Source organism: Pseudomonas sp. LBUM1657, assembly GCF_059716075.1.
The window spans coordinates 2,824,228-2,849,155 of the sequence record NZ_CP166799.1 but is presented as its reverse complement, the minus strand read 5'-3'; the positions used below and the strand labels follow the sequence as shown (position 1 = coordinate 2,849,155).

Here is a 24,928-nt window from a genome sequence, read left to right as displayed (position 1 = left end):
CTTCTATCACCGGGTTCTTCCATCAAGAGTTCAGTTCCGATGACACCAAGACTTCTGACGCTCGAAGACGACTTTACCCACCTCACCCTAGCCCCCGAACTCGGCGCCAGCATCGTCAACTGGACCGTGCGCAGCACGGGCCAGCCGCTGTTGCGCCACAGCGACGCCCACGCACTCAACACCGGCCTGCCCGGCAAACTGGGGTGTTTTCCCCTGGTGCCCTGGTCCAACCGGATAGCCGAAGGCGGCTTTGATTGCCCCGACGGCTGGCTGGCCCTGACACCCAACAGCCTCACCGATCCCTTGCCGATTCATGGCAACGCCTGGCAACAGCCGTGGCAGGTGGTTGCACACACTCACGATGAAATCGTCCTGCAACTCGACAGCACAACGCCCTTCGCTTATCGCGCCCGGCAACGTTTCCATCTGAGCGACGGCAAACTGAGCGTCGATTTGCAGGTCACCCATCTGGCCGAACAGGCTGCCTGGCATGGTCTTGGGCTACATCCGTATTTCCCCCGCACTTCAGCCACCCGGTTGCAAGCAAAGGCTCGGCAGGTCTGGTTGTGCAACCCGTCAAAACTGCCAACACACCTCAGCGATTTACCCGCCGTATGGGATTTTGCGCAGCTCAAAGACTTGCCCGACACACTGGTGGACAACGGCTTCTGCGAATGGGACGGCCACTGCCTGATCCAACAACCCGAACTGGGTTATCAACTGGAATGCCAAGCCACCGGCAGCGACTACTACCTACTTTATTGCCCGGTGGGCCTGGGATTTTTCTGCATCGAACCGGTGAGCCATCCGGTCAATGCGCACCATCTGCCCGGTCGACCGGGGTTGCGATTGCTGGAACAAGGTCAATCCGTGGAGTCCGGTTTCAGCCTGCACTACCGTCCCCTCTGACCTCGCCTCTACCCCAGCATTTGGCTCAACACGGCGCGCAGCTTGCCGGGTTTCACTGGTTTGTTCAGCAGCGGTGCTTCGAGCCGTTGCAAGGAGCGTCGACACTGGTCAGTGCGGTCGGCTGTAATGATGACCGCCGGAATAGTCGTGCTGAAATGCTCGCGCAAATGCCGGACCACTTCACAGCCCACCACTCCATGGTCCAGGTGATAGTCCGCCAGAATCAGTTCCGGCGCCTGTCCGCGCAGAGCGACCAGCGCTGACGCCTCATCCGTGGCGGTGACCACCTCGCACCCCCACTGCCCCAGCAACGCACTCATGCTTTCCAGAATGCTCACTTCGTTGTCCAGCACCAGCAAGCGGCGGCCCGGCAAGGGGTTGCCGGCACCAGGCTGGGGCGCCGCCAGGCTGATAGGCAGCGGAATCTCATGGGATATCGGCACGTCGATGCTGAACATCGAACCGCGTCCCGGCCGCGAATGAACCTGAATCCTGTAATCGAGAATCTTGGCGATGCGCTCGACAATCGCCAGCCCCAGGCCCACGCCTTTGCGGTCGGAGGCGCGGCCGACATCGAGCTGGTTGAATTCGAGGAAGATCGAATCCAGCCGATCCGCCGCGATCCCGCGCCCGGTGTCCCACACTTCCAGTCGCAGCATTTCACCCCGACGCCGGGCCCCCAGCAGAATGCTGCCTTCGTCGGTGTAGCGGCAGGCGTTGCTGAGGAAGTTGCGCAGGATTCGCGTCATCAAGCGCAAGTCGGTGTTGATGGCGTAATCGCCCACGTGTGCCCGCAATTTCAACCCGGTGGCCTCAGCCACGGACTGGAACTCCGAGACCAGTGGCCCGAGCAATTCGTCGAGGCGGTACAGGGCGATGTCCGGTTTGACCGCCGCCTGATCGAGCCGGGAAATATCCAGCAAATCGGTGAGCAAATCTTCCGCCCCTTCCAGGGCCTGGTGAGTGCGCTCTACCAGCACCTGCTCCACCTCCGGCAAGGTGCGCTCGCGCAAGGTCGAAATCAGCAACCGCGCCGCGTTGAGCGGTTGCAGCAGGTCGTGACTGGCGGCGGCGAGGTATTTGTCCTTGCTGCGATTGGCCGCTTCGGCGGCGTCACGGGCGTCGCGCAAGGCCTCGGCGATCTGTTTGCGCTGGGTGATCTGCTGTTGCAGGTTGCGGTTGGCTTCGAGCAATTCGTCGGTACGCGCGGTGACGCGCTGTTCCAGTTCATCGTTCAGTTGTTGCAGGCGCTGCTGGGCGAGTTTGCGTTCGGTGATGTCAGCGACAAAACCTTCCACCAGCCCTTCCTGATCAGGTTTGAGCAACAGGTTCATCAACACGTCGAGGCTGCTGCCGTCCTTGCGCCGTAGCTGGGTTTCGTAACCGTGCAGGCTGCCCTGATGCCTGAGGATCTCGCCGATGTTTTCCAGCTCTTGCGCACCGCCGACAAACAGATTGCTCGCCAGGTCCGCCAGGGAAAACAGCACCTCCTGCGGGTCCTGATAACCGAGCATCCGCGCCAGTGCCGGATTGGCCGCGCGCATGCCTTCGAGCAGGCTGGCCTGGAAGATCCCGTGCACGGCGTTTTCGAACAACCACTTGTAGCGATTGCGCTCGGCCTCCAGCTCGTCCAGCCGCGCGGCGAGTTCCGGGTAGTGACTCTTGCGCGCCGAATGGCTGCCTAATCCCAGTAACCCGGCCAGCGCTCGTTGCTGTTCGTCAGAGGGCTTCGCCATAGACGACCTCGACATCACGCTGACTGGATTCGCGCGGGTTGGTGAGGATGCACGGGTCGTGCATGGCGTGTTGCGACAGGAACGGAATGTCCGCCATGCTGACCCCGTGCAAACCGAGGGTTTCATGGAAGCCGATGGCGCGCTTCAGGGCGATCAGATGCTCCACCAGACGTCCGCAAATCTGCCGGTGATTCAAGCCACGGCAATCAATGCCGAACGTCTCGGCGATCACCTTGAAGCGATCAGGTGCCGAGTTGTAGTTGAAGGCCACCACGTGTTCCACCAGCACCGCGTTGCACAAGCCGTGGGGCAAGTCGAGAAAACCGCCCAGGCTGTGGGACATCGCGTGCACTGCGCCAAGGATCGCATTGGAGAACGCCAGCCCGGCCTGCATGCTGCCGAGCATGATTTTCTCGCGCAGGACAATGTCTGTCGGGTTGGCGATCATTTGCACCAGATTGCCGTTGATCAGCCGCATCGCCTCCAGCGCATGGGGATCGGTCAACGGCCCGTGCCCGGTGGAAACGAAGGCTTCGATGGCATGTACCAAGGCGTCGATGCCCGTACAGGCCGACAGGAACGGGTCCATGCTCAGGGTGGTTTCCGGGTCGATCAACGACACGTCCGGCACCACCGCTTTGCTGACGATGGAGAACTTCATGCGTTCTTGCTGGTTGGAGATGATCACGAATTGCGAGACATCCGCCGAGGTGCCGGCGGTGGTCGGAATCAGAATCAGCGGCGGGCTGGGCACGCGGATGGTGTCCACGCCTTCGAACTCGAGGATGCTGCGACCGTGGGCGACGACGATGCCGATACCTTTGCCGCAATCCATCGGGCTGCCACCGCCGACCGCCACGATGACATCGCAGTGGTTTTCCTTGTACAACTCGGCGCCGAGCATGACTTCTTCGACCCGCGGGTTGGGCGAAACGTCGCTATACAAGAAGTAATCGATGCCTTGGGCTTGCAGGCTGGCCTCGACATCGGCCACCCAACCTGCGGCAATCACGCCGGGGTCGCTGACCACCAGCACCTTGCGAGCACCGAAGGTCTTGGCGTAGTTGCCGACGTTGTGCCGGCAGCCGGCACCAAAAATGATTTCGGGCGAAACGAATTTACGCAGTTGGCTGAGATTCTGGCTCATTGGAAAGCCTGTTTTTATTGTTTTGAAAGGTAGAACCCACACTAAAGCATCCGGCTGCGAATGCAATCAGACCAATGGGTAGCAGGGTGAACCCAGACTTTGTACTCACCGCCATTCAACTGTGGGAGCGGGCTTGCTCGCGAAAAGTGGGTCAGTCGTCATCAATGTTGAATGAGATGCCGCCTTCGCGAGCAAGCCCGCTCCCACAGGGGATTGGTGTCAGCTTCCGATTCATCCGCGATAGATCAGCCGCGAAGCCTTCTCATTGCGCAGCGTCAGGTGTTCCATGCCCAGCCCCGGCGCATCAGCCTCCTCGCGGGCCTTGAGGATCACGCCGTGGTGCGGTGATTTGCTGCACACTGGGTCGGCATTTTCGGCATCGCCGGTGAGCATGAACGCCTGGCAGCGGCAACCGCCCAGATCCTTGTGTTTTTCATCGCAGGAGCGGCACGGCTCTTTCATCCAGTCATCGCCACGAAAGCGATTGAAGCCGAACGAGTCGGTCCAGATGTGCTCGATGCTGTGCTCACGCACGTTGGGAAACTGCACCGGCAACTGCCTGGCGCTGTGGCAAGGCAACGCCGTGCCGTCCGGGGTGATGTCGAGAAACAGGTTGGCCCAGCCGTTCATGCAGGTTTTCGGGCGTTCTTCGTAGTAATCCGGGGTGACAAAGATCAGCTTGCACGGGTGGCCCTGGGCCTCAAGCCGTTCGCGATACTCGTTGGTGATCCGTTCGGCACGCTGCAATTGTTCCCGGGTCGGCAGCAGACCGACGCGGTTGAGCTCGGCCCAGCCGTAGAACTGGCACGTGGCCAATTCGACAAAATCCGCTTCCAGCTCCAGGCACAGTTCGATAATCCGGTCGATTCGGTCGATGTTGTGCCGATGGGTGACGAAGTTCAGCACCATCGGGTAACCCTGGGCCTTCACTGCCCGGGCCATGGCGAGTTTCTGCGCAAAGGCTTTGCGCGAGCCGGCGAGCATGTTGTTGACCGCTTCGTCGGCGGCCTGAAAGCTGATCTGAATGTGGTCGAGCCCTGCGACCTTGAAATCACGCACCTTCTGTTCAGTCAGGCCGATACCCGAGGTGATCAGGTTGGTGTAGTAACCCATGTCCCGGGCAGCTTTGATCAACTCCGCCAAGTCCTGACGCACCAACGGCTCGCCACCGGAAAACCCCAACTGCGCAGCGCCCATCTCGCGCGCCTCACGGAACACCCGGATCCATTCTTCGGTGCTCAATTCCTCGCCCTGTTGAGCAAAGTCCAGCGGATTGGAGCAATACGGGCATTGCAGCGGGCAACGATAGGTCAGCTCTGCCAGCAGCCACAGCGGCGGGCCGGGAGGTGAATCATTCGATCCAGAATTGCGCATGAGCCACCTCCAGAAACGCCACCACGTCCTCGTCGATTCCCGGCACGCCGGGGAAACTTGCGGACAGTCGATCAATGATCGCCGCCACGCTGCGCTGGCCATCCACCAGATCGAGGATCTGCCCGGCACTGGCGTTGAGTTTGATCATGCCTTCGGGGTACAGCAGCACGTGACAGTCCTGGCGCGGCTCCCATTGCAGGCGAAAACCCTGGCGCAAGGACGGTGACTGCTCGCGATTGATCAGGCTCACAGGGCTATCCCCCGGTGCCAGACGTTTTCGGCGGTGACGGTGTGATACGGCGGGCGTTCCAGCTCGTAGGCCATGCTCATGGCGTCGAGCATGCTCCACAGCACGTCGAGCTTGAATTGCAGGATATCCAGCATCCGTTTCTGCCCCGCCAGCGTGACGTAATGCGCGAGGGTGATGCGCAAACCATGCTCGACATCGCGCCGGGCCTGACTCAAGCGTGTGCGGAAATAGTCGTAACCGGCAACGTCGATCCACGGGTAATGGGTCGGCCAGGCGTCGAGGCGGGACTGGTGGATTTGTGGCGCGAACAGTTCAGTCAGGGAACTGCTGGCCGCTTCCTGCCAACAGGCGCGGCGGGCGAAATTGACGTAGGCGTCCACAGCAAACCGCACGCCGGGCAATACCAGTTCCTGGGAAAGAATCTGTTCACGATCCAGCCCCACCGCTTCGCCCAATCGCAGCCAGGCTTCGATGCCGCCTTCGCTGCCGGGGACACCGTCGTGATCGAGAATCCGTTGCAGCCATTCCCGGCGCACATCGCGGTCCGGGCAGTTGGCGAGGATCGCGGCATCCTTGAGCGGGATGTTCACCTGGTAATAGAAGCGATTGGCGACCCAGCCTTGAATCTGTTCGCGTGTTGCGCGACCGGCGTACATGGCTTGGTGGAATGGATGATGGATGTGGTAGTAGATGCCTTTGGCACGCAGGGCAGCTTCGAATTCGCTGGGGGACATTGGGGTGTCAGTCATTGCGGTTCTCCTGGAAGCTCTGCGGTGTCTGGTCTGGCGCCTTCGCGAGCAAGCCCGCTCCCACAGGGTTTTGTGTACACCGCAGATCCCATGTGGGAGCGGGCTTGCTCGCGAAGAGGCCATTCGCTACAGCACAATATCCATGCCGTCATAGGCCACCTCGACGCCACGCCGCTCCAGCAACGCCCGCTCTGCCGAGTCTTCATCGAGGATCGGATTGGTGTTGTTAATGTGGATCAGCACCTTGCGCTGGCGGGTAAAACCCTCCAGCACCTCAAGCATCCCGCCGGGGCCGCTTTGCGACAGGTGCCCCATTTCACTGCCCAGGCTCTGGCCGACTTCACACACGCGCATCTCGTCGTCGCGCCACAGCGTGCCGTCCAATAAAAGGCAATCGGCGCGCTGCATCCAGCCCAGCACTTCTTCATCGATTTGCCCCAGGCCCGGTGCGTAAAACAGCGATGCGCCGCTGCGCAGGTCTTCGATGAACAGGCCGATGGTATCGCCCGGCTGCGGATTGCCGCGATTGGGCGAGTACGGCGGTGCGTTGCTCACCAATGGAATCGCACGAAATTGCAGGTGTTCGCAGGCCGCGATGCGGAACGGCTCGCGGTCCAGGCCAATGGGTTGCCACTGCAAGCCACCGTTCCAGTGCTCGAGCATGGTGAACAACGCAAAGCCGCTGCTCAGGTCCTGATGAACCCGCTCGGTGCACCACACCGAATGCGGGCAGCCTTCGCGCAGGCTCAACAGGCCAGTGCAATGGTCGATCTGGCTGTCCAGCAGAACAATGCCGGCAATACCGGTATCGCGTAACCGGCGCGCAGGTTGCAGCGGCGCGAAACTCTCGAGTTGCGCGCGGATGTCCGGTGACGCATTGCACAGCACCCAGTCCACACCGTTGTCGCTCAGGGCAATCGACGACTGCGTGCGCCGTTGCGCCCGCAGGCTGCCGTTGCGCATACCGGCGCATTGGCGGCAGTTGCAGTTCCACTGCGGGAAACCACCGCCAGCGGCGGAACCAAGAATGCGAATGTGCATGGGCGCTGCTCCAGAAGGCAGGCCCGGCCAACGCAACGGCTGGCCGGGTGAACAATCAACGGTTGGCGAAATACATCGTCACTTCGAAGCCAATGCGCAGATCGGTAAACGCGGGTTTAGTCCACATGGGTCAATCCTCTTCTTGTTCCGGGCGATTCCGGTAAAGCCATTAATGCACGGGGCATCAGGCACCCGAATGCTACTTTCGAACGAGGTGGCGGCGTGCATTGGTAGGGGGTGTGCGCTGACATTGGAAACACACAAAAACCAATGTGGGAGCGGGCTTGCTCGCGAAGACGGCATCACATTCAACACATTCGTTGATTGACACTCCGCTTTCGCGAGCAAGCCCGCTCCCACAGGGTTTGGGGTGTGCTTGTGGGTTAGAAGAAGCCCAACGGATTGATGTCGTAGCTCACCAGCAGGTTTTTGGTTTGCTGGTAGTGGTCGAGCATCATCTTGTGGTTTTCACGGCCGACACCGGATTTCTTGTAGCCACCGAATGCGGCATGCGCCGGGTACAGGTGGTAGCAGTTGGTCCACACGCGACCGGCCTTGATCGCCCGGCCCATGCGGTAGGCGCGGTTGATGTCGCGAGTCCACAGGCCGGCACCGAGGCCGAACTCACTGTCGTTGGCAATTGCCAGGGCTTCGGCTTCGTCCTTGAAGGTGGTGATTCCCACCACCGGGCCGAAGATTTCTTCCTGGAACACGCGCATCTTGTTGTGGCCCTTGAGCAGGGTCGGCTGGATGTAATAACCGGTCGACAGATCACCTTCAAGACGCTCGGCCGCGCCGCCAGTGAGCAACTCGGCACCCTCCTCCTGGGCAATTTTCAGGTACGAGAGGATCTTGTCGTATTGCTGCTCGGACGCCTGGGCGCCGACCATGGTTTCGGTGTCCAGCGGGTTGCCGCGCTTGATCTTGACGATCTTCTTCATCACCACTTTCATGAAATCGTCGTAGATCGATTCCTGCACCAACGCCCGGGACGGACAGGTGCAGACTTCGCCCTGGTTGAAGAACGCCAGCACCAGGCCTTCGGCCGCTTTTTCGATGAATTGCGGTTCGGCGTTCATGATGTCTTCGAAGAAGATGTTCGGCGACTTGCCGCCCAGTTCAACAGTCGACGGAATGATGTTTTCGGCCGCGCATTTCATAATGTGCGCGCCAATCGGGGTGGACCCGGTGAACGCAATCTTGGCAATGCGCTTGCTGGTGGCCAGCGCTTCACCGGCTTCACGGCCGAAACCTTGCACGATGTTCAGCACGCCGGGCGGCAGCAAATCGGCGATCAGCTCGGCGAAAATCATGATCGACAGTGGCGTCTGCTCGGCAGGTTTGAGCACCACGCAGTTACCGGCAGCCAGGGCCGGGGCGAGTTTCCAGGCGGCCATCAGCAGCGGGAAGTTCCACGGAATGATTTGCCCGACTACGCCCAGCGGTTCATGGAAGTGATAGGCGGTGGTCAGCTCGTTGATCTCGGCGGCACCGCCTTCCTGCGCGCGGATGCAACCGGCGAAGTAACGGAAGTGGTCGGCGGCCAGCGGCACGTCGGCGTTCAGGGTTTCGCGCACGGCCTTGCCGTTGTCCCAGGTTTCAGTGACGGCGAGGATTTCCAGGTTCTGTTCGATGCGATCGGCAATTTTCAGCAGCACCAGCGAGCGGTCCTGGGCCGAGGTCTTGCCCCAGGCATCGGCAGCGGCATGGGCCGCGTCGAGAGCTTTTTCGATGTCGGCGGCGCTGGAGCGCGGGAACTCGGCGATCACTTCACCGGTGACTGGCGAGCTGTTGGTGAAGTACTCGCCATTGACCGGCGCGACGAACTCGCCGCCGATGAAATTGCCGTAGCGCGCCTTGAACGTCACGACGGCGCCTGGTGTTCCGGGTTGTGCGTAGATCATGGTGGGCCTCTGTCTGGGTCGATGCCTGTTGGGTAAACAGGCGATGAACCGATAGTAGAGAGCCCCGCGTGCCAGACGAATGCGCCGTTGGCAGGGGGCGTCTCGTTATTTGGTAGTAGGTTTTGCACAAACCATTGTGGGGGCGAGCTTGCTCCCACAGTGTTTGTGCGGTGGGCTTTGTTTTAGTGCTTGGCCACCACCAGATCTTTGGGCAACTTGAAGGTCCAGAGCATCCCGCCCTGGTTGAAGTCCTTGATGCGCTTGGCCACTTCGCCGCCCCACAGCGGCACGGCACCCCCCCAACCGGACAGCACCGAGACATACTGTTCGCCATCCATTTCCCAGGTCACGGGTGAGCCGAGCACGCCGGAGCCGGTCTGGAATTCCCAGACTTTCTCGCCGGTCTTGGCGTTGAATGCCTGCAGGAAACCTTCCGGCGTTCCGGTGAACACCAGGTTGCCCTTGGTGGTCAGCACCCCGCCCCACAGCGGCGCGAAGTTCTTGTGGCGCCAGACTTCCTTGCCGGTTTTCGGGTCGATGGCCCGCAGCACGCCGATGTAGTCATCATTCAATGGCTTGATGGTGAAGCCGGCACCGAGGAACGCCGCGCCTTTCTTGTAGGCGATGCCTTCGTTCCAGATGTCCATGCCCCATTCGTTGGATGGCACGTAGAACAGTCCTGTGTCCTTGTTGTAGGCCATCGGCATCCAGTTTTTCGCACCAAGGAATGCCGGGGCTACGAATACCGAACTGCCTTTGGCTTCACTGCCCGGTGCGCCCGGTCGGCTGGCTTCGTTGTAGATCGGCCGACCGTCTTTATCCAGGCCGGTGGCCCAGGTGATTTTGTCCACGAACGGGAATCCGCGGATGAATTTGCCGTTGGTACGGTCCAGCACGTAGAAGAAACCGTTTCGGTCAGCAGTGGCGGCGGCTTTGATTTCTTTGCCACCTTCGGTGTAGTTGAACGAGACGAGCTCATTCACGCCGTCATAGTCCCAGCCGTCGTGGGGCGTGCTCTGGAAGTGCCATTTGATGGTGCCGTCGTCCGGGTTGAGCGCCAGGCGCGACGACGAGTAGAGGTTGTCGCCAGGACGCAGGTGCGAGTTCCATGGCGCCGGGTTGCCGGTGCCGAACAGCAGCAGATTGGTTTCGGGGTCGTAGTAGCCACCGAGCCAAGGGGCGGCGCCGCCGGTTTTCCACAGATCGCCGGGCCAGGTCTTGCCCGCTTCGCCTCCGGAGATGCCGTTTTCTACAGCCTTGCCGTCCTTGTAGACGTACCCCATGTGACCTTCGACGGTCGGACGGGTCCACAGCAGGTCGCCATTTTTCGGGTCGTAGGCTTCGATCTTGCCGACCACCCCGAACTCGCCACCGGCCACGCCGGTAATCAGTTTGCCGTTGATCACCATGGGCGCGGCGCTGATGGAGTAGCCTTCCTTGTGATCGGCGACCTTCTTGCTCCAGACCACTTTGCCGGTGTCCTTGTTCAGCGCCACGAGCTTGGCGTCGAGGGTGCCGAAGAACACCAGGTCACCATACAGTGCGACGCCTCGGTTGATCACGTCACAGCACGGGCGGATGTCATCGGGCAGGCGCGCATCGTATTGCCAGAGTTTCTTGCCAGTGCGTGCATCCACCGCGAACACTCGTGAATAGGAGCCGGTCATGTACATCACGCCGTCCTTGATCATCGGCTGTGCTTGCTGACCGCGTTGCTTTTCCCCGCCAAAGGAGAACGCCCAGACCGGCCGCAGGTCCTTCACGTTGTTGACGTTGAGGGTGTCCAGCGGACTGTAGCGCTGACCCTGGACGCCCAGACCGTTGGTGACGATCTGCTCAGGGTTCTTGGGGTCCTGGAGGATTTCCTGATCAGTGACGCCGGCCAGGGCGCTGCCGGACAACAGCATGGCACTGAGCAACAGGCTCAAGACGAAAGGTTGGCGACGTGCGGGTTGGGTCATGACGGCTGCCTCTGCGGTTTTTGTTATACCCGGGAAATTTTCCCGGTCTGGTGCAGATTCTTGGGCGCCGCCGCCCTTCCAACAATTGCCCGCAGTGCTGAGATTGCTAGTTCCTTAGTACCGGGTCGCAGGTGATGAGTACCATCAAATCTGTGGTCCACACCCATCCACTGTGGGCGCGAGCTTGCTCGCGATGGCGGTGTATCAACCGACATAAATGTTGAATGTTACGGCCTCATCGCGAGCAAGCTCGCTCACACAGGGGGGCTGTGTTTGATCATTTTGCCGCGGCGGAATCGACTCGGGTCATCTGCCCGCGCTCGTAACTCGGGTACAAATGGCTGACGCTGCGGATCAGCTCGTAGCGGCTCAGGTTGATGCCTGAAAACCGTTCGGGGATGGGGCTGCGGATCATCTCGGTCATGTCGGTGCCGTTGGCAGCGCCGTCGCGCATCAACTGATCGAGCCAGCCCAGGTAATCGCGCATCTGCTCGAAGGGCTTGATGTCCGTGGCCACCGGGCCATGACCAGGCACGACCAACGTCCACGGCAAACCTTGAAGCGTGGCAATGTCCCCCAGCCACACCGACAGCCCCGGACTGTTGGGCGTCGTTAACGCCCGTTGGTAAAACACCAGATCCCCGGCAAACAGCACGCCGGTTTTCCGGTCGAGAATAACCAGATCCGCGCCGGTGTGCCCACCCAGGCTCAGCAGGCGCAGATCGTGATTCCCAAAACTGAGTACACCGGGCGTCAGCGTCCGGCTTGGCAATACCACTTCGGTGCCGCGCATCCAGTCGCCTACCAGTCGATACAGGTTCTCGGCCATGGCATCGCCCTGCTGCCGCAGCAGGTCGGTGGTGCCGGTCAGCGCGCCGATCGGCACGTCGCTGAACGCTTGGTTGCCCAGCACATGATCAGGATGATGATGAGTCAGCAACACCTGGATCACCGGTTTGTCGGTGGTCGCGGCAATCGCCTTGCGCATCGCTTCCCCGTAGCGTCGGGACGGCCCGGTATCGATCACCACCACGCCGCGCTCGGTGACGATGAACGCGGTATTGACGATGTTGCCGCCGTTGGCCTTGGCGAAATGGTCGGTGCTGCCTTCGAGCAGCCAGGTGTCTTCGGCGATCTGCCGCGGCTTGAGTGAATAGTCGAGGTCGGCCAGGGCCGGCAGGCTCAGGCTCATGAACAACAGCAGCATCCAGCGCATCACGCGCTCCTTGGGGTCAGGGTATGGCCGCATCGAATTGATTGCCGCTGTTGTCGCGCAACAACAGACGCGTCGGCCCTGCCCCTTCGATATCGAAGGCCAGGCTGGGGTTTTCGCTGACGGCGGGAAACAACTCGAGACGGGCCAGCAACTGATCGTGCTGGTCGCGCAGTTCGGCCTGGTTGATGAAGAACTCCGGGATGCCGCTGACCATGCCGTTGTCCATCGGGTGCGCCACTTGCAAACGCACGCGGCTGAAATCGCCACGGGGATAACGCCCGCCGAACACTTCGCCGAGGTGGTCTTCCCAGCCCGCTTGAGTGCGTACCACGCTCGGCGCCGTGCACCCACCACCCGCCGCATCGATCAGCGTCGAACCGACATGCCACAGCCCGTCGCGAGTCAGCACCGCCGCGCGCAAGGGCGTCGCCTGTTCGATACGGATGCGGATCGACAGCCACGGCAGCACGCCATTGAACGGTTGGAAATCGACGATTTTCGGCAAGGGATTGAGTTCGGCCCAAGCGAGGATCTTCACCACCTCGCCCTTGAACGCACGGGCGTCGATTTCCAGTGGAACTTGCCGGGCGTCTTCAGCGAAGGGCGGCGCGAGCAGCTTGACCCGATCATCGAATACGAATGGCGCATCGCCCAGCATCTGCTTGTGATAGAAGGCCCACATCACCGACGGCACCGGGTCTTTGCCCGGTTCGATGTTCGCCGCATGCGCGGCCATGGGTAGCCAGCAGGCCAACAGACAACTCGCTCGCCAATTCACTGTTGATACATCTCGGGCACGTCATAGCGCAGGCCGTAATGGCCGTAAATGGTCTTGACCGAGCCGTCGCGGATCAACGCTTCCAGCGCCTCCTCCACGGCATAAGCCAACTGACGGTTGCTTTCATGCACCGCCATGCCAATCTCCCAGAGCTGTTTACCCATGTTCGGGTAAGCGTTTTCCGCCAGCGCCAGTTTCGGGTCCGCCGCCAGGTGAACCTGCCAGTCGATCTCGCCACGCATCGCCATGACGGCGTCGACTTCACCGGCCTTCATGGCAGCGAAGGCCTGGGGTACGCCAGGATAATGGTGGGTTTTACCCGCAAGCATGCCGTTGAACACCGAGGTCAGGTAGAACGACGGCACGCTGTCGACCTCGACGCCGATCGGATGCTGCTCGAACACCGCAACGCTGCCGACCTTGTCCAGCCGGCGGCGGTCGAAGGCGACTTGCCATTGTTCGCTCTGGTACGGCCCGAACATCACCACATGACCGTTTTCCAGCTCGCCCAGTTCGTTGCGTTTGCGCGCGTAGTCCTGGTCATAGGGCACGCGCATCATCAGGTCGGCCAGTTGCTGATCGTGCAATTGACTGGCACGCCAGATGTAGTCGCGCAGGTCGTCGTCAAGCTTTTCGCCGGCGGGCGCCCACATCAACGTCAACCGCACGCCAAGCGCCCTGGCCAGCGCCTGGGCGAGTTCGACATCAACACCCCGTGGCTGACCGGCATCTTGAAAGCTGTAGGGGGCGAAGTCCTTGTAGACCGCTACTTTCAGCTCCCCGGCAGCGATCATCTGGTCATAGGTACGGACCTGCGCCTGCGCCATCTGGCAGCACAGCAACACAGTGCTGATCAACACAGCGAGCAGGCGCATGGATTACTCCTCGACGTGAACGCTATCCAGGTATGTGCGTACCGCCCACAAGGCTTCCTGGCTCAGGTAGTCGGCCATTTTCGGCATGTACACCCGGCCGTCACGCACGGCGCCGTTGCGAACGCGCTCGACGAACCATTCATCACCGGCGTCGCCGACATCGAGCATGCGCAGATCGGGAGCGATCCCGCCGGACTTGGCTTCCAGGCCATGACAGGCCGCGCAGTTCTGGTTGTAGGCCGATGAGCCGATTTCCACGGCCTTGTCGTGTTCCTTGGAAGTGCGGTAAGGGTTCACTGCCGCCCAGCCATCGGCATCGACCTGCACGCCAGCGTCCTTGATCGCGGTCAGTCCCTGGGTTGCGACGGCCTGGGGCACGACGTTGCCGTGGGCCCAAGCGGAACCTGCATTGATAAAACCGGCCAGCAGTCCGGCAACGAGCAAGGCGTTGCGTTTTGTTGTCATTGTTATGCCCTCAGGATTGCACGCAAAACCTCTTGGCAGAGGCTATGGCAACCATCTTAGGAATCCCGTTGCGCCAGCCCCATGCTGCTTTGGTGCCCGCCGTCTAGTCCCTTGGTAGTAAGGCTTGTGACGCACTCCCAAATCAGGTGCTGTACGGGAAGTTTTCCCGGCAACAGCGGGACTTTTTCCGTATGCGGCAACGGCGGCGCGCACCAACCTGTGCAGGCCAAAACCTCCACTGGGAACTGCAACCATGACAATAAGATCGCTACCCGCCCTTTCCCCTTTGACCCTCGCCGTGCAAGCTTTTTTGCTGGTGGGCAGCCTGTCCCTGAGCACGGCGAGCTACGCCGCGACAGCCCCGGCCGCCCCCACCCGCAACGTCAGTTGGGAAGACATTGCCAACGATCACCTGACCACCAAGGACGTGCTGCAATACGGCATGGGCACCAACGCCCAGCGCTGGAGTCCGCTGGCCCAGGTCAACGACAAAAACGTATTCAAGCTGACTCCGGCCTGGTCGTACTCGTTCGGTGATGAGAAGCAGCGCGGCCAGGAATCCCAGGCCATCGTCAGCGATGGCGTGGTGTACGTCACCGGTTCCTATTCGCGGGTATTTGCCCTGGACGCCAAGACCGGCAAACGCCTGTGGACCTACAACCATCGCCTGCCGGACAACATTCGTCCGTGCTGCGACGTGGTCAATCGCGGCGCGGCGATCTTTGGCGACAAGATCTACTTCGGCACCCTCGATGCGCGGTTGGTCGCACTCGACAAAAACACCGGCAAGGTGGTCTGGAACAAGAAATTCGGCGACCACGCCGCCGGCTACACCATGACCGGCGCCCCGGTGCTGATCAAAGACAAGACCAGCGGCAAGGTGCTGTTGATTCACGGCAGCTCCGGGGATGAGTTCGGCGTGGTCGGGCAACTCTTTGCCCGCGACCCGGACACGGGCGAAGAAGTCTGGATGCGGCCCTTCGTCGAGGGTCACATGGGCCGGTTGAACGGCAAGGACAGCACCACCACCGGTGACGTCAAGGCACCGTCCTGGCCAAATGATCCGACCACCGAAACCGGCAAGGTCGAAGCCTGGAGTCACGGCGGCGGCGCCCCTTGGCAGAGCGCCAGTTTCGATCCCGAAACCAACACCATCATCGTCGGCGCCGGCAACCCTGGCCCGTGGAATACCTGGGCGCGCACGTCCAAGGACGGCAATCCCCACGACTACGACAGCCTCTACACTTCGGGCCAGGTCGGTGTCGACCCGAGCACCGGCGAGGTGAAATGGTTCTACCAGCACACCCCGAACGATGCCTGGGATTTCTCCGGCAACAACGAGCTGGTGCTGTTCGACTACAAGGACAAGGATGGTAAAACGGTCAAGGCTACCGGCCACGCGGACCGCAATGGTTTCTTCTACGTGGTGGATCGCAACAACGGTAAATTGCAGAACGCCTTCCCCTTCGTCGACAACATCACCTGGGCCAGCCACATCGACCTCAAGACCGGCAAACCGGTTGAGAATCCAGGCCAGCGTCCGGCCAAACCGTTGCCGGGCGAAACCAAGGGCAAATCGGTGGAAGTGTCGCCGCCATTCCTCGGTGGCAAGAACTGGAACCCGATGGCCTACAGCCAGGACACCGGCCTGTTCTACATCCCCGGCAACCAGTGGAAAGAGGAATACTGGACCGAGGAAGTGAGCTACAAAAAAGGTTCGGCTTACCTCGGAATGGGCTTCCGCATCAAGCGTATGTACGACGATCACGTCGGCAGCCTGCGCGCGATGGACCCGACCACGGGCAAGGTGGTCTGGGAACACAAAGAAGCGCTGCCACTGTGGGCTGGCGTGCTGGCGACCAAGGGCAACCTGGTGTTCACCGGCACCGGCGATGGCTTCTTGAAGGCCTTCGATGCGAAAACCGGTGCGGAGCTGTGGAAGTTCCAGACCGGCAGCGGCATCGTCTCCCCGCCGATCACCTGGGAACAGGATGGCGAGCAGTACGTCGGCGTGACCGTCGGTTACGGCGGCGCGGTACCGTTGTGGGGCGGCGACATGGCCGAGCTGACCAAACCGGTGGCTCAGGGCGGGTCGTTCTGGGTGTTCAAGATCCCGAGCTGGGACAGCAAGGTGGCGAAGAAGTAAGCCTCGCCACTCTGATCGTTCCCACGCGCTGCGTGGGAATGCAGCCCCGGACGTTACGCGTCCGCCCGGTTTTCTCCGTCACCCTGAGAATCCAGCCATGAAATACCTGCCTCTTTTTCTTCTGCTCTCCTGCACGCTGGGCCACGCCGCCGATGACGGCGACGACACCCCACTGATCATCAACGGCTGCACCATCGCCGCACACAGCCAATGCCCCGGCGCCAACCTCAAAGGCGCCAACCTGAGCAATCAGGACTTGCGCAGCATGAACCTCAGCGGCGCCGACCTGCGCGATGCCGATTTGCGTCATGCCCGACTCGACCTCGCCAACCTGGAAAAAGCCCAGCTGCAAGGCGCCAACCTGACCCGCGCCAGCCTGCAACAAAGCAACCTGCGCCTGGCTGACTTCAGCGGTGCAACGTTGATGGCGATCCAGGGTTGGGGAATGTTCGCCCAAGGTGCGCAATTCCAGGATGCCAACCTCAGCGGCGCCTACCTGCAATTCGCCCGCCTCTCCGGCGCCAAACTGCACAACGCCAACCTGCGCGCCGCCGATCTGGAAATGACCTGGCTGAGCAAGGCCGATCTCAAAGGCGCCAACCTCGGCGATGCCAATCTGCAGGAAGCCAAGTTTGGGGAAAGCAATCTGGAACAGGCCAACCTCAGCGGGTCGCGGCAGCACTATGCGAATTTTCAGGATGCGAACATGGAGGGATGCACCGGGTGCCCGACGACCTGGAACAAGTGAGCTTGATCCACAACACAGCCCCCCTGTGGGAGCGAGCTTGCTCGCGATGGCGGTGTATCAGTCAACATCAATGTTGGCTGGAAGGCCTCCCACAGGATCGTCCGGTGAGCTGAATTAACTGGCCACCCGCACCACCCCCATATCAATCCCCAAATGCACCAGTTCAGTGTGCGAGGTGACCTGCAGTTTGCTCTTGAGCAAGGTCAGGTGATTGGAAACGGTTTTGCTGCTGATGCTCAGCTGCTCGGCAATCACTCGCGCCGGGGTCCCTTTAGCGAGCATCACAAAAATCTCCAGCTCACGCTGGGTCATGCTCTGCAACCGCGGATCACTGGCGTCCTGTTGCGGATGACACGCCAATTGAGTAGCCAGCGGCTGTTCGATATAGGCATGACCCGCAAGGATCCGCCGCACCGCCTCAATCAACACCTCAGGCGCCGAGCTTTTGGTCAGGTAGCCCGAAGCGCCGGCGTCCAGCGCCTGGCGCACCAACGGCAGCTCATCGTGCATGCTGAAAAACAGCACCCGCAGTTGCGGCAAGCGCTGACGCAGCCGCCGTGTCGTTTCCAGGCCACTGATCCCCGGCAAGCCGAAATCCATGATCACCAGATTCGGTACGGCTTCCTGAACCCGGGTCAGCGCTTCTTCACCCGTGGCCGCTTCACGGACTTCCATCGCCGGCAGCACCGCCCGCAACAGACTGGCGTAGCCCTGACGGACCACCGCATGGTCATCGACCAGCAGAATATTCATGACGCCTCCAAAGGCATGCTCAAGGCCAGCGCCCAACCGGCGCCGGGGTGGCTGAAGATTCGCAGCTCGCCGCCCAGGCTGCGGGCGCGTTCGAACATCGAATACAAACCGACGCCCGGCCGCTGGGGCTGTTGTGCGCCGCAACCGTTGTCGCGAATCAGCAAACGCAAATGTCCGCCGCGATAGTGCACGCGCACCCGCACCTGACTGGCACCGGCGTGCCGGGCGATGTTGGTCAATGCTTCTTGCAACAGGCGGTAGAGATGGATCTTGTTCGGCGCGGACAACGGCGGCAACTGCGCGCTGACCCGCAATTGGCAATTGATCCCCTGCCGCCCCTGCCATTGATCCACCAGCAGACCGAAGGCTTCGGCCAGCGGCAGGTGTTGCAACACCACCGGATACAGGTCGTGCACCAGCGCTCGAAAGCCTTGTTGCAAGTGCTCGCAATTGTGTTCCAGCTCTCGCACCGTACGCTCCACCGCCACGGGTTGATCGGCGACCAGCCGCAACAGGCAGGCCTGAGCACGTATGCCCGCCAGATACTGACCGAGGTCATCGTGCAGGGTCTGCGCCAGATGGGTGCGTTCCTGTTCCTGCACCTTCAGCAACGTCTGGGTCAGTTGCGTGTTGTCGGCGCGTGCCTGCTCCAAGGCTTCGGTCATGCGGTTGAAATGCGCCGCCAGTTGCCGCGCCTCCGGCACACCTTCCGCACGCAAACGAACCTTGAGTTGGCCGGCGCAAACCTGCTCCAAGGCGCGCAGCAGCTCATCGAGCAGCCCCATGCCCCGGCGAACGGCCCAGCGAATGGTCAACAGACTCAGCAACAACGCCAGGCCACACAGGCTCAGCAGTTGCTGCAGGGAATCCCAGACCTCATCGATCTCATCCCGCGGGTCGACCGCGATCTGTACACGCCGGCCATCCTGCAGGTCCAGAACCCGTGCACTGTGCCGGGCTTCAGCAAACAACAGACGCCCAAGCCAGGCGTCGACCCCGTCCTGGACTGGCGACCGTTGCGCTTCGCCCGCCTCCAGCCAGCGCACGCGCACATGACGCAAGCTGCTCGTCAATTTCGGCTGCAGGGCGGCGGGATCACGCTCGGCGGTTTCGCTCAGGTATTCGACCACCGCTTCGGCGGATTGCAGCTCGCGTTCCACATCCTCCACCGCCTGGTGTACCAGCAAGCCCATGCACGCCAGGGTAACCAGGGCGAAAAATCCGCAGACCCAGAGGTTGATCCGCCACAGGGCCGACACGCCTAGCGCCCCGGTGTCGCGGGCAATACCACCAACGGCGCGGGGCGCGGGCCGTGGAGCTTGTCGACGCCGATCAGGGTCAGGATCAGTAATAACGGCAGGAGCAGCGCTTTGAGAATACGCATGGTCGATCTCCTCCAGAGTGATGGCCGTTATTGCCCATGCTAAAACCGCGCCGCCCGGAGCGAGTTACTACCTTGGTACTGGCTGACTGGTACTTTCTGCATATTTCTTTCTGCCTCGCAGGCTTCCTATGCTGGCGCTACCTGTAATGGAGTGCCCTATGCGCCAGCTTGCCCCTTACGCCTTGATCTACCTGCTGGCGATTGCCTGCGCCGCCGGGCTGGCGACCCAGAGCCAGGCCGCCGATGCGCCGTTGCAGGTGCAGATCGGCTACCTCGGCTATCGTCCCGACACAGGCCCGCTGCTGTCGAACATCATTCCCGAACCGGTCGATGCCGGCCTGCGCGGGGCCGAGTTGGCGATCACCGATAGCAACAGCACCGGACGCTTTCTCAACCACAGCTACAGTCTGGCCAGCGCCAATGTCGACACCCCGGAAGCCCTGCTCGACGCGGCCAAAACCCAGCACGCACAAGGCCTGCGGCTATTCGTGGTGAATGCGCCGGCTGCCACCCTGCGGCAACTCAGTGCCGCCCTGCCCGACAGCTTGCTGTTCAACGCTGGCAGCCCCGACGACAGTCTGCGCAGCGCCGACTGCCTGCCAAACATTCTGCACAGCCTGCCGAGCCGGGCGATGCTCGCCGACGCGCTGGCGCAATTTCTGGTGGTGCGCAAATGGCAACGGGCGCTGCTGATCGTTGGCCCGACCCCGGACGATCAGGCCTACGCCGCCGCCCTGCGCCGCGCCGCCAAACGCTTCGGATTGAAACTGGTGGCAGAAAAAGCCTGGAGCTTCGACAACGATCAACGCCGCAGCGCCCAGGCCGACATGCCGCTGTTCACCCAGACCGCCGAGTACGACGTGGTGCTGGTGGCGGATGAACGCGGCGATTTCGGTGAATACGTGCCCTACCAGACCTGGTACCCACGCCCGGTCGCCGGCACCCAGGGCCTGACGCCGGTCGGCTGGCACAAGACCGTGGAAACCTACGGCGCCGCCCAATTGCAAAAACGCTTCGAAGCCCTGACCGGACGCTGGATGAACGACCGGGATTTCGCCGCGTGGATCGCCGTGCGCAGCATCGCCAGCGCGGTGAGCAAGCTGCGCCAGGTCGATCCCGTGGCGATCCGTCAGCTGGAAATCAGCGACCAATTGCCCCTGGACGGTTTCAAGGGGCGCAAGTTGAGTTATCGCCCGTGGAACGGTCAGTTGCGCCAGCCGATCCCCATCGTGCAGCCCCGGGCACTGGTCAGCACGTCGCCCCAGGACGGTTTCCTGCACCCGTTCAACGAAATGGACAGCCTCGGTTATGACAAACCCGAGGTGAGCTGCCGCTTTCCCTGATTGCAATCCACAACAACGACAACAAAGGAATCTGCCATGCGCCGCACCCTGCTTTCCTGCGCCCTGCTGCTCGCCGCCGGGCACGCCGCCGCCAGCACCGCCTGGGTCTCCAACGAAAAGGACAATAGCCTGAGCCTGATCGACCTGCAGACCCTGCAAGTTACCGACACCCTGCCCGTCGGCCAGCGCCCGCGCGGCCTGTTGCTGTCCCACGACAACAAGCTGCTGTACATCTGCGCCAGCGACTCGGACCGGGTCCAGGTGATGGACGTGGCCACGCGCAAGATCATCAAGGAACTGCCCTCGGGAAAAGATCCCGAGCAATTCGCCCTGCATCCGAATAATCGCTGGTTGTACGTCTCCAACGAAGACGATGCGCTGGTGACGGTGATCGACACCGAGACCTCCAAGGTGCTGGGCCAGATCAGCGTCGGCGTCGAACCCGAAGGCATGGCCGTCAGCCCGGATGGCAAGTGGGCGGTGAACACCAGTGAAACCACCAATATGCTGCACTGGATCGATACCAGCACCCAGACCCTGGCCGACAGCACCCTGGTGGATCAGCGGCCGCGTTTCGTCGAATTCGCGCCCGACGGCTCGAAGCTCTGGGCTTCCGCGGAAATCGGCGGCACGGTGACCATTCTCGACGTGGCAACGCGCAATATCCTCAAGACCCTCACCTTCCAGATCAAGGGCGTGCACCCGGACAAGGTCCAGCCGGTAGGGATCAAGCTCAGCGCCGACGGCAAGTATGGTTTCGTCGCCCTCGGTCCGGCCAACCATGTGGCGGTGATCGACGCCAAGACCTTCGAAGTTCTCGATTACTTGCTGGTCGGTAGACGTGTCTGGCAGATGGCATTTACTCCGGATCAAAAGCAACTGCTGGCCACGAACGGCGTCAGCGGCGATGTGTCGGTCATCGATGTCGACAGCCTCAAGGTGGTCAAATCGGTCAAGGTCGGGCGTTATCCGTGGGGCGTGGTGGTGACCCCATGAACGCCTTGGAAGTCAGCGACCTGAGCTTCGCCTATGGGGCGCGAGAGGCGCTGCGCCAAGTGAGTTTCAACCTGGAGCCTGGGCGTTTCGCGGCGCTGTTGGGGCCGAACGGCGCGGGGAAATCGACGCTGATCGCCCTGCTCACCCGACTCTATGATTTGCAGCGGGGTGACATCCGGGTGGGCGGCTGTTCGTTGCGCAACGCGGCACACCCGGCGCTCAAGCAGTTGGGCGTGGTGTTTCAGCAAAGCACCCTGGACCTGGACCTCAGCGTCGAGCAAAACCTGCGCTATCACGCCGCGCTGCATGGGATGTCCAGGCGTCAGACCGGAATCCGGGTCGACGCCGAACTGGCCCGTCAGACGCTGACGGAGCGCCGCCGTGAGCGGGTGCGCGAACTCAACGGTGGCCATCGCCGTCGGGTGGAAATCGCCCGGGCGTTGCTGCATGAACCGCGCCTGCTGTTGCTCGACGAGGCCAGCGTCGGCCTCGACCCGGCCAGTCGCCTGGCGCTCAATCAACACATCCGCAACCTGTGCCGCGAGCAGAACATCAGCGTGCTCTGGACCACTCACTTGCTGGATGAGGTGCAGCCCAGCGACGACTTGCTGATCCTCCATCAAGGCCGGCTGGTGGCCAGCGGACAGGCAAACGTCCTGAGCCTGGTACATGGCGGCGACCTTGGATCGGCCTTCGCTCGCCTGACCACCTCTGGAGTTGCCCGATGAATGCCTACTGGCAGTGTTTGAGCGGCATAGTGCTGCGCGAATGGCTGCGCTTTGTGTTGCAGCGCACTCGATTTCTCAGTGCCCTGGTTCGGCCGCTATTGTGGCTGTTGGTGTTCGCTGCAGGTTTTCGCGCAGCACTCGGTATCGCCATCATCGAGCCCTACGACACCTACATTCCCTATGAGGTGTACATCATCCCGGGCCTGGCCTGCATGATTCTGCTGTTCAACGGCATGCAGGGATCTCTGTCGATGGTCTACGACCGGGAAATGGGCAGCATGCGAGTACTGCTGACCAGCCCCCTGCCCCGGACCTTCCTGCTGTGCAGCAAACTCTTGGCCACTTCACTGATTTCGCTGTTGCAGGTATACGCCTTTCTGGCGATTGCCTGGGTGTACGGCGTGCAACCGCCGGCCATGGGGCTGTTGATCGCCTTGCCGGCGTTGTTGCTGGTGGCGTTGATGCTCAGCGCGCTGGGCTTGCTGCTGTCCAATGCCATCCGCCAACTGGAGAACTTTGCAGGGGTGATGAATTTCGTGATTTTCCCGCTGTTTTTCCTGTCGTCGGCGCTGTATCCGCTGTGGAAGATGCGCGACTCCAGCGAGTGGTTGTACTGGCTTTGCGCGTTGAACCCGTTTACCCATGCGGTGGAGCTGGTGCGGTTTGCACTTTATGAACGCTTCAATCTGTTGGCGCTGGCGGTGTGCTTGGGGCTGACGCTGGTGTTCGCTCTGCTCGCTGTGCTTACCTTTAACCCGCAGCATGCGGCGTTGCGCAAATCGAGCTAACCACACAACGCCCCCTGTGGGAGCGAGCTTGCTCACGATAGCGGTGTGTCAGCCAACATCAGTATTGGATGTGATGCCCTCATCGCGAGCAAGCCCGATCCCATAGGGGATTTGCGTTGATCAGGGGTGAAATTACTACTTTAGTACTGCTTTACCTGTCTATCGTCGCATTCCCAACGCACCGCGACTGGCATGTAATGGGTTCATAACTATAAGGATTGAACCCCATGCCGCGTGCCCGACGTCGTCTGCTACGCCCTTCCCTCGCTGCGCTGTCGCTGAGCCTGTGGCTGGGTGCCGCGCAGGCTGACACACCGCTGTTCTCCGCCGACGGTTATCGCATCAGCCTCTATCGCAGCCCGACGCCGAATCAGCTCCAGGGCGCCGCCATCATCGACACGCCGGCCCTGCAAACCCTACTCATGCAAACGCCGCGCCCGCTGCTGATCGACGTCTACCGCCGCCAATGGTTGCAAGGGCGCTTCATCGAAGACCAGCCCCACGAGAACCTGCCCGGCAGCCATTGGCTGGCCAATACCGGCGACGGTGATCTGACACCCGCATGGCAAGACTATTTTGCGCGTAACCTGAACACATTGACCGCAGGCGATCCGGCGCAACCGCTGGTCTTCTACTGCCGCTCCGATTGCTGGCTGAGCTGGAACGCGGTAAGACGCGCCGCCGCCATGGGCTATAAGTCAGTGTATTGGTATCGCGATGGCCTGGATGCCTGGCAAGCGGCGAATCTACCCGTTGTGCCGGCTCAGCCCGAGCCCTTTCCCTGACACGAGCGCTTGCCTGCTGTTGCCACACCATAATGAAAATAATGAGGTGAAAGGCTATGTACAAAATTCTGATTGCCGACGATCACCCGCTGTTTCGCGAAGCCATTCATAACGTCATCAGCGATGGTTTTCCGGGGAGCGAGGTCATGGAAACCGCCGACCTCGACAGCGCCCTGGCGTTGACCCAGGACCACGATGACCTGGACCTGATCCTGCTCGACTTGAACATGCCCGGCATGCACGGCCTCAACGGCCTGATCAACCTGCGCAACGAGGCGCCGACCATTCCGGTGGTGATTGTCTCGGCCGAACAGGACAAACAGATCGTGCTGCAAGCCATCACCTACGGTGCGGTGGGTTTCATCACCAAATCCTCCCCCCGGGTGCAGATGACCGAAGCCATCCAGCAAATCCTCAACGGCAATGTCTATCTGCCGCCGGACATCATCCGCACGCAAAAACCCGGCACCCACCGCCGCATGAACGATAACCCGAGCTTCCCCCCGGAACTGCTCCAGGCCCTGACCCGCAAACAATTGCTGGTGCTGGAACGCATGACCAAAGGCGAGTCGAACAAACAGATCGCCTACACCCTGGAAATCGCCGAAACCACGGTCAAGGCCCACGTCTCGGCGATCCTGCGCAAACTGAATGTGCACAACCGCGTGCAGGCAATTTTGAGCGCCGGGGATATTGATTTCGGGTCTTATTTGCGGCGTTGACTCTGGTAGACCGAGTCGCCCCCATCGCGGGCAAGCCCACTCCCACAGGTTCTGCAGTGTTCAAACAAACTATGTTCCAACACCAACCCTGTGGGAGCGGGCTTGCCCGCGATGAGGCCAGTGGACACAC

25 protein-coding genes are annotated in these 24,928 nt (G+C 61.3%); 9 read left to right on the top strand and 16 right to left on the bottom strand.

Features of this window, described 5'->3' with window-relative positions; all coding sequences use genetic code 11:
* Positions 1-39: 39 nt before the first annotated feature.
* Positions 40-909, top strand: coding sequence for an aldose 1-epimerase (locus tag ACA055_RS13185; protein ID WP_497684031.1), 870 nt, complete (start codon positions 40-42; stop codon positions 907-909).
* A gap of 8 nt (positions 910-917) precedes the next feature.
* Here ACA055_RS13185 and ACA055_RS13180 read toward each other — a convergent pair whose 3' ends face one another.
* The 13 genes from ACA055_RS13180 to pedF form a co-directional block, all read right to left on the bottom strand.
* Positions 918-2,645: a PAS domain-containing hybrid sensor histidine kinase/response regulator gene (locus tag ACA055_RS13180; protein WP_497684030.1), complete on the bottom strand. Its 1,728-nt coding sequence runs from the start codon at positions 2,643-2,645 to the stop codon at positions 918-920.
* Positions 2,629-3,792, bottom strand: coding sequence for an alcohol dehydrogenase-like regulatory protein ErcA (gene ercA / locus ACA055_RS13175; protein WP_497684029.1), 1,164 nt, complete (start codon positions 3,790-3,792; stop codon positions 2,629-2,631). Before ercA ends, ACA055_RS13180 begins: the two co-directional genes overlap by 17 nt.
* 231 nt (positions 3,793-4,023) lie before the next feature.
* A complete protein-coding gene (pqqE, locus tag ACA055_RS13170; protein WP_497684028.1) occupies positions 4,024-5,166 on the bottom strand; it encodes a pyrroloquinoline quinone biosynthesis protein PqqE in 1,143 nt (380 codons plus the stop codon).
* Positions 5,144-5,416: a pyrroloquinoline quinone biosynthesis peptide chaperone PqqD gene (gene pqqD, locus ACA055_RS13165; RefSeq protein WP_497684027.1), complete on the bottom strand. Its 273-nt coding sequence runs from the start codon at positions 5,414-5,416 to the stop codon at positions 5,144-5,146. The genes pqqE and pqqD overlap by 23 nt, the downstream gene beginning before the upstream one ends.
* Positions 5,413-6,165 (bottom strand): pyrroloquinoline-quinone synthase PqqC, encoded by a 753-nt coding sequence (pqqC, locus tag ACA055_RS13160; RefSeq protein WP_497684026.1) that lies wholly within the window; start codon positions 6,163-6,165, stop codon positions 5,413-5,415. Before pqqC ends, pqqD begins: the two co-directional genes overlap by 4 nt.
* Before the next feature lie 126 nt (positions 6,166-6,291).
* Positions 6,292-7,206 (bottom strand): pyrroloquinoline quinone biosynthesis protein PqqB, encoded by a 915-nt coding sequence (gene pqqB, locus ACA055_RS13155; protein WP_497684025.1) that lies wholly within the window; start codon positions 7,204-7,206, stop codon positions 6,292-6,294.
* Positions 7,207-7,261: 55 nt separating this feature from the next.
* The gene (pqqA, locus tag ACA055_RS13150) at positions 7,262-7,333 is read right to left on the bottom strand and encodes a pyrroloquinoline quinone precursor peptide PqqA (RefSeq protein WP_003253598.1); all 72 of its coding nucleotides are present in this window, start codon (positions 7,331-7,333) and stop codon (positions 7,262-7,264) included.
* Between the two features lie 256 nt (positions 7,334-7,589).
* The gene (gene exaC / locus ACA055_RS13145; protein ID WP_497684024.1) at positions 7,590-9,110 is read right to left on the bottom strand and encodes an acetaldehyde dehydrogenase ExaC; all 1,521 of its coding nucleotides are present in this window, start codon (positions 9,108-9,110) and stop codon (positions 7,590-7,592) included.
* Between the two features lie 182 nt (positions 9,111-9,292).
* On the bottom strand, positions 9,293-11,071 hold the full coding sequence (locus ACA055_RS13140) for a PQQ-dependent methanol/ethanol family dehydrogenase (RefSeq protein WP_497684023.1): 1,779 nt from the start codon (positions 11,069-11,071) through the stop codon (positions 9,293-9,295).
* A gap of 277 nt (positions 11,072-11,348) precedes the next feature.
* On the bottom strand, positions 11,349-12,287 hold the full coding sequence (locus ACA055_RS13135; protein WP_497684022.1) for a quinoprotein relay system zinc metallohydrolase 1: 939 nt from the start codon (positions 12,285-12,287) through the stop codon (positions 11,349-11,351).
* A gap of 16 nt (positions 12,288-12,303) precedes the next feature.
* The gene (locus ACA055_RS13130) at positions 12,304-13,065 is read right to left on the bottom strand and encodes a quinoprotein dehydrogenase-associated SoxYZ-like carrier (protein ID WP_497684021.1); all 762 of its coding nucleotides are present in this window, start codon (positions 13,063-13,065) and stop codon (positions 12,304-12,306) included.
* The gene (locus ACA055_RS13125; protein ID WP_497684020.1) at positions 13,062-13,940 is read right to left on the bottom strand and encodes a substrate-binding periplasmic protein; all 879 of its coding nucleotides are present in this window, start codon (positions 13,938-13,940) and stop codon (positions 13,062-13,064) included. The genes ACA055_RS13130 and ACA055_RS13125 overlap by 4 nt, the downstream gene beginning before the upstream one ends.
* A gap of 3 nt (positions 13,941-13,943) precedes the next feature.
* On the bottom strand, positions 13,944-14,405 hold the full coding sequence (gene pedF / locus ACA055_RS13120) for a cytochrome c-550 PedF (RefSeq protein WP_497684019.1): 462 nt from the start codon (positions 14,403-14,405) through the stop codon (positions 13,944-13,946).
* Between the two features lie 253 nt (positions 14,406-14,658).
* On the opposite strand from pedF, the gene exaA reads away from it, so the two are divergent.
* Both exaA and ACA055_RS13110 read left to right on the top strand, forming a co-directional pair.
* A complete protein-coding gene (exaA, locus tag ACA055_RS13115; protein WP_497684018.1) occupies positions 14,659-16,551 on the top strand; it encodes a quinoprotein ethanol dehydrogenase in 1,893 nt (630 codons plus the stop codon).
* Between the two features lie 97 nt (positions 16,552-16,648).
* Positions 16,649-17,299 (top strand): pentapeptide repeat-containing protein, encoded by a 651-nt coding sequence (locus ACA055_RS13110; RefSeq protein WP_497684017.1) that lies wholly within the window; start codon positions 16,649-16,651, stop codon positions 17,297-17,299.
* A gap of 114 nt (positions 17,300-17,413) precedes the next feature.
* Here the strand turns inward: ACA055_RS13110 and ACA055_RS13105 are convergent, their stop codons facing one another.
* The 3 genes from ACA055_RS13105 to ACA055_RS13095 are packed head-to-tail and all read right to left on the bottom strand — an operon-like array spanning position 17,414 to position 19,436.
* Complete coding sequence (locus ACA055_RS13105; protein ID WP_497684016.1) at positions 17,414-18,052, bottom strand: response regulator; 639 nt, start codon at positions 18,050-18,052, stop codon at positions 17,414-17,416.
* Positions 18,049-19,311: a sensor histidine kinase gene (locus ACA055_RS13100; protein WP_497684015.1), complete on the bottom strand. Its 1,263-nt coding sequence runs from the start codon at positions 19,309-19,311 to the stop codon at positions 18,049-18,051. The genes ACA055_RS13105 and ACA055_RS13100 overlap by 4 nt, the downstream gene beginning before the upstream one ends.
* A gap of 2 nt (positions 19,312-19,313) precedes the next feature.
* Positions 19,314-19,436: a hypothetical protein gene (locus ACA055_RS13095; protein ID WP_497684014.1), complete on the bottom strand. Its 123-nt coding sequence runs from the start codon at positions 19,434-19,436 to the stop codon at positions 19,314-19,316.
* Between the two features lie 158 nt (positions 19,437-19,594).
* On the opposite strand from ACA055_RS13095, the gene ACA055_RS13090 reads away from it, so the two are divergent.
* The 6 genes from ACA055_RS13090 (at position 19,595) to ACA055_RS13065 (ending at position 24,798) form a co-directional block, all read left to right on the top strand.
* Positions 19,595-20,779, top strand: a complete 1,185-nt coding sequence (locus ACA055_RS13090; protein ID WP_497684013.1) for an ABC transporter substrate-binding protein — start codon at positions 19,595-19,597, stop codon at positions 20,777-20,779.
* 36 nt (positions 20,780-20,815) lie between these two features.
* Positions 20,816-21,775 (top strand): YVTN family beta-propeller repeat protein, encoded by a 960-nt coding sequence (locus ACA055_RS13085; protein WP_497684012.1) that lies wholly within the window; start codon positions 20,816-20,818, stop codon positions 21,773-21,775.
* Positions 21,772-22,503, top strand: a complete 732-nt coding sequence (locus tag ACA055_RS13080) for an ABC transporter ATP-binding protein (RefSeq protein WP_497684011.1) — start codon at positions 21,772-21,774, stop codon at positions 22,501-22,503. The genes ACA055_RS13085 and ACA055_RS13080 overlap by 4 nt, the downstream gene beginning before the upstream one ends.
* Positions 22,500-23,291 carry an ABC transporter permease gene (locus ACA055_RS13075; protein ID WP_497684010.1) on the top strand — a complete coding sequence of 264 codons (792 nt, stop codon included), beginning with the start codon at positions 22,500-22,502 and terminating at the stop codon, positions 23,289-23,291. Before ACA055_RS13080 ends, ACA055_RS13075 begins: the two co-directional genes overlap by 4 nt.
* A gap of 227 nt (positions 23,292-23,518) precedes the next feature.
* Positions 23,519-24,076 (top strand): PQQ-dependent catabolism-associated CXXCW motif protein, encoded by a 558-nt coding sequence (locus tag ACA055_RS13070; protein ID WP_497684009.1) that lies wholly within the window; start codon positions 23,519-23,521, stop codon positions 24,074-24,076.
* Positions 24,077-24,132: 56 nt separating this feature from the next.
* Entirely contained in the window at positions 24,133-24,798 is a 666-nt protein-coding gene (locus ACA055_RS13065; RefSeq protein ID WP_497684008.1) for a response regulator, read from the top strand.
* The last annotated feature ends 130 nt before the right edge of the window (positions 24,799-24,928 follow it).

Coding starts and splice junctions, on each gene's coding strand:
- ACA055_RS13180 (WP_497684030.1), bottom strand. CDS start 2,645: ATGGCGAAGCCCTCTGACGAACAGCAACGAGCGCTGGCCGGGTTACTG.
- ACA055_RS13065 (WP_497684008.1), top strand. CDS start 24,133: ATGTACAAAATTCTGATTGCCGACGATCACCCGCTGTTTCGCGAAGCC.
- ACA055_RS13105 (WP_497684016.1), bottom strand. CDS start 18,052: ATGAATATTCTGCTGGTCGATGACCATGCGGTGGTCCGTCAGGGCTAC.
- ACA055_RS13185 (WP_497684031.1), top strand. CDS start 40: ATGACACCAAGACTTCTGACGCTCGAAGACGACTTTACCCACCTCACC.
- ACA055_RS13140 (WP_497684023.1), bottom strand. CDS start 11,071: ATGACCCAACCCGCACGTCGCCAACCTTTCGTCTTGAGCCTGTTGCTC.
- ACA055_RS13075 (WP_497684010.1), top strand. CDS start 22,500: ATGAATGCCTACTGGCAGTGTTTGAGCGGCATAGTGCTGCGCGAATGG.
- exaA (WP_497684018.1), top strand. CDS start 14,659: ATGACAATAAGATCGCTACCCGCCCTTTCCCCTTTGACCCTCGCCGTG.
- ACA055_RS13080 (WP_497684011.1), top strand. CDS start 21,772: ATGAACGCCTTGGAAGTCAGCGACCTGAGCTTCGCCTATGGGGCGCGA.
- ercA (WP_497684029.1), bottom strand. CDS start 3,792: ATGAGCCAGAATCTCAGCCAACTGCGTAAATTCGTTTCGCCCGAAATC.
- ACA055_RS13135 (WP_497684022.1), bottom strand. CDS start 12,287: ATGCGCTGGATGCTGCTGTTGTTCATGAGCCTGAGCCTGCCGGCCCTG.
- ACA055_RS13125 (WP_497684020.1), bottom strand. CDS start 13,940: ATGCGCCTGCTCGCTGTGTTGATCAGCACTGTGTTGCTGTGCTGCCAG.
- ACA055_RS13070 (WP_497684009.1), top strand. CDS start 23,519: ATGCCGCGTGCCCGACGTCGTCTGCTACGCCCTTCCCTCGCTGCGCTG.
- ACA055_RS13095 (WP_497684014.1), bottom strand. CDS start 19,436: ATGCGTATTCTCAAAGCGCTGCTCCTGCCGTTATTACTGATCCTGACC.
- pqqB (WP_497684025.1), bottom strand. CDS start 7,206: ATGCACATTCGCATTCTTGGTTCCGCCGCTGGCGGTGGTTTCCCGCAG.
- pedF (WP_497684019.1), bottom strand. CDS start 14,405: ATGACAACAAAACGCAACGCCTTGCTCGTTGCCGGACTGCTGGCCGGT.
- exaC (WP_497684024.1), bottom strand. CDS start 9,110: ATGATCTACGCACAACCCGGAACACCAGGCGCCGTCGTGACGTTCAAG.
- pqqE (WP_497684028.1), bottom strand. CDS start 5,166: ATGCGCAATTCTGGATCGAATGATTCACCTCCCGGCCCGCCGCTGTGG.
- ACA055_RS13110 (WP_497684017.1), top strand. CDS start 16,649: ATGAAATACCTGCCTCTTTTTCTTCTGCTCTCCTGCACGCTGGGCCAC.
- ACA055_RS13090 (WP_497684013.1), top strand. CDS start 19,595: ATGCGCCAGCTTGCCCCTTACGCCTTGATCTACCTGCTGGCGATTGCC.
- ACA055_RS13085 (WP_497684012.1), top strand. CDS start 20,816: ATGCGCCGCACCCTGCTTTCCTGCGCCCTGCTGCTCGCCGCCGGGCAC.
- pqqC (WP_497684026.1), bottom strand. CDS start 6,165: ATGACTGACACCCCAATGTCCCCCAGCGAATTCGAAGCTGCCCTGCGT.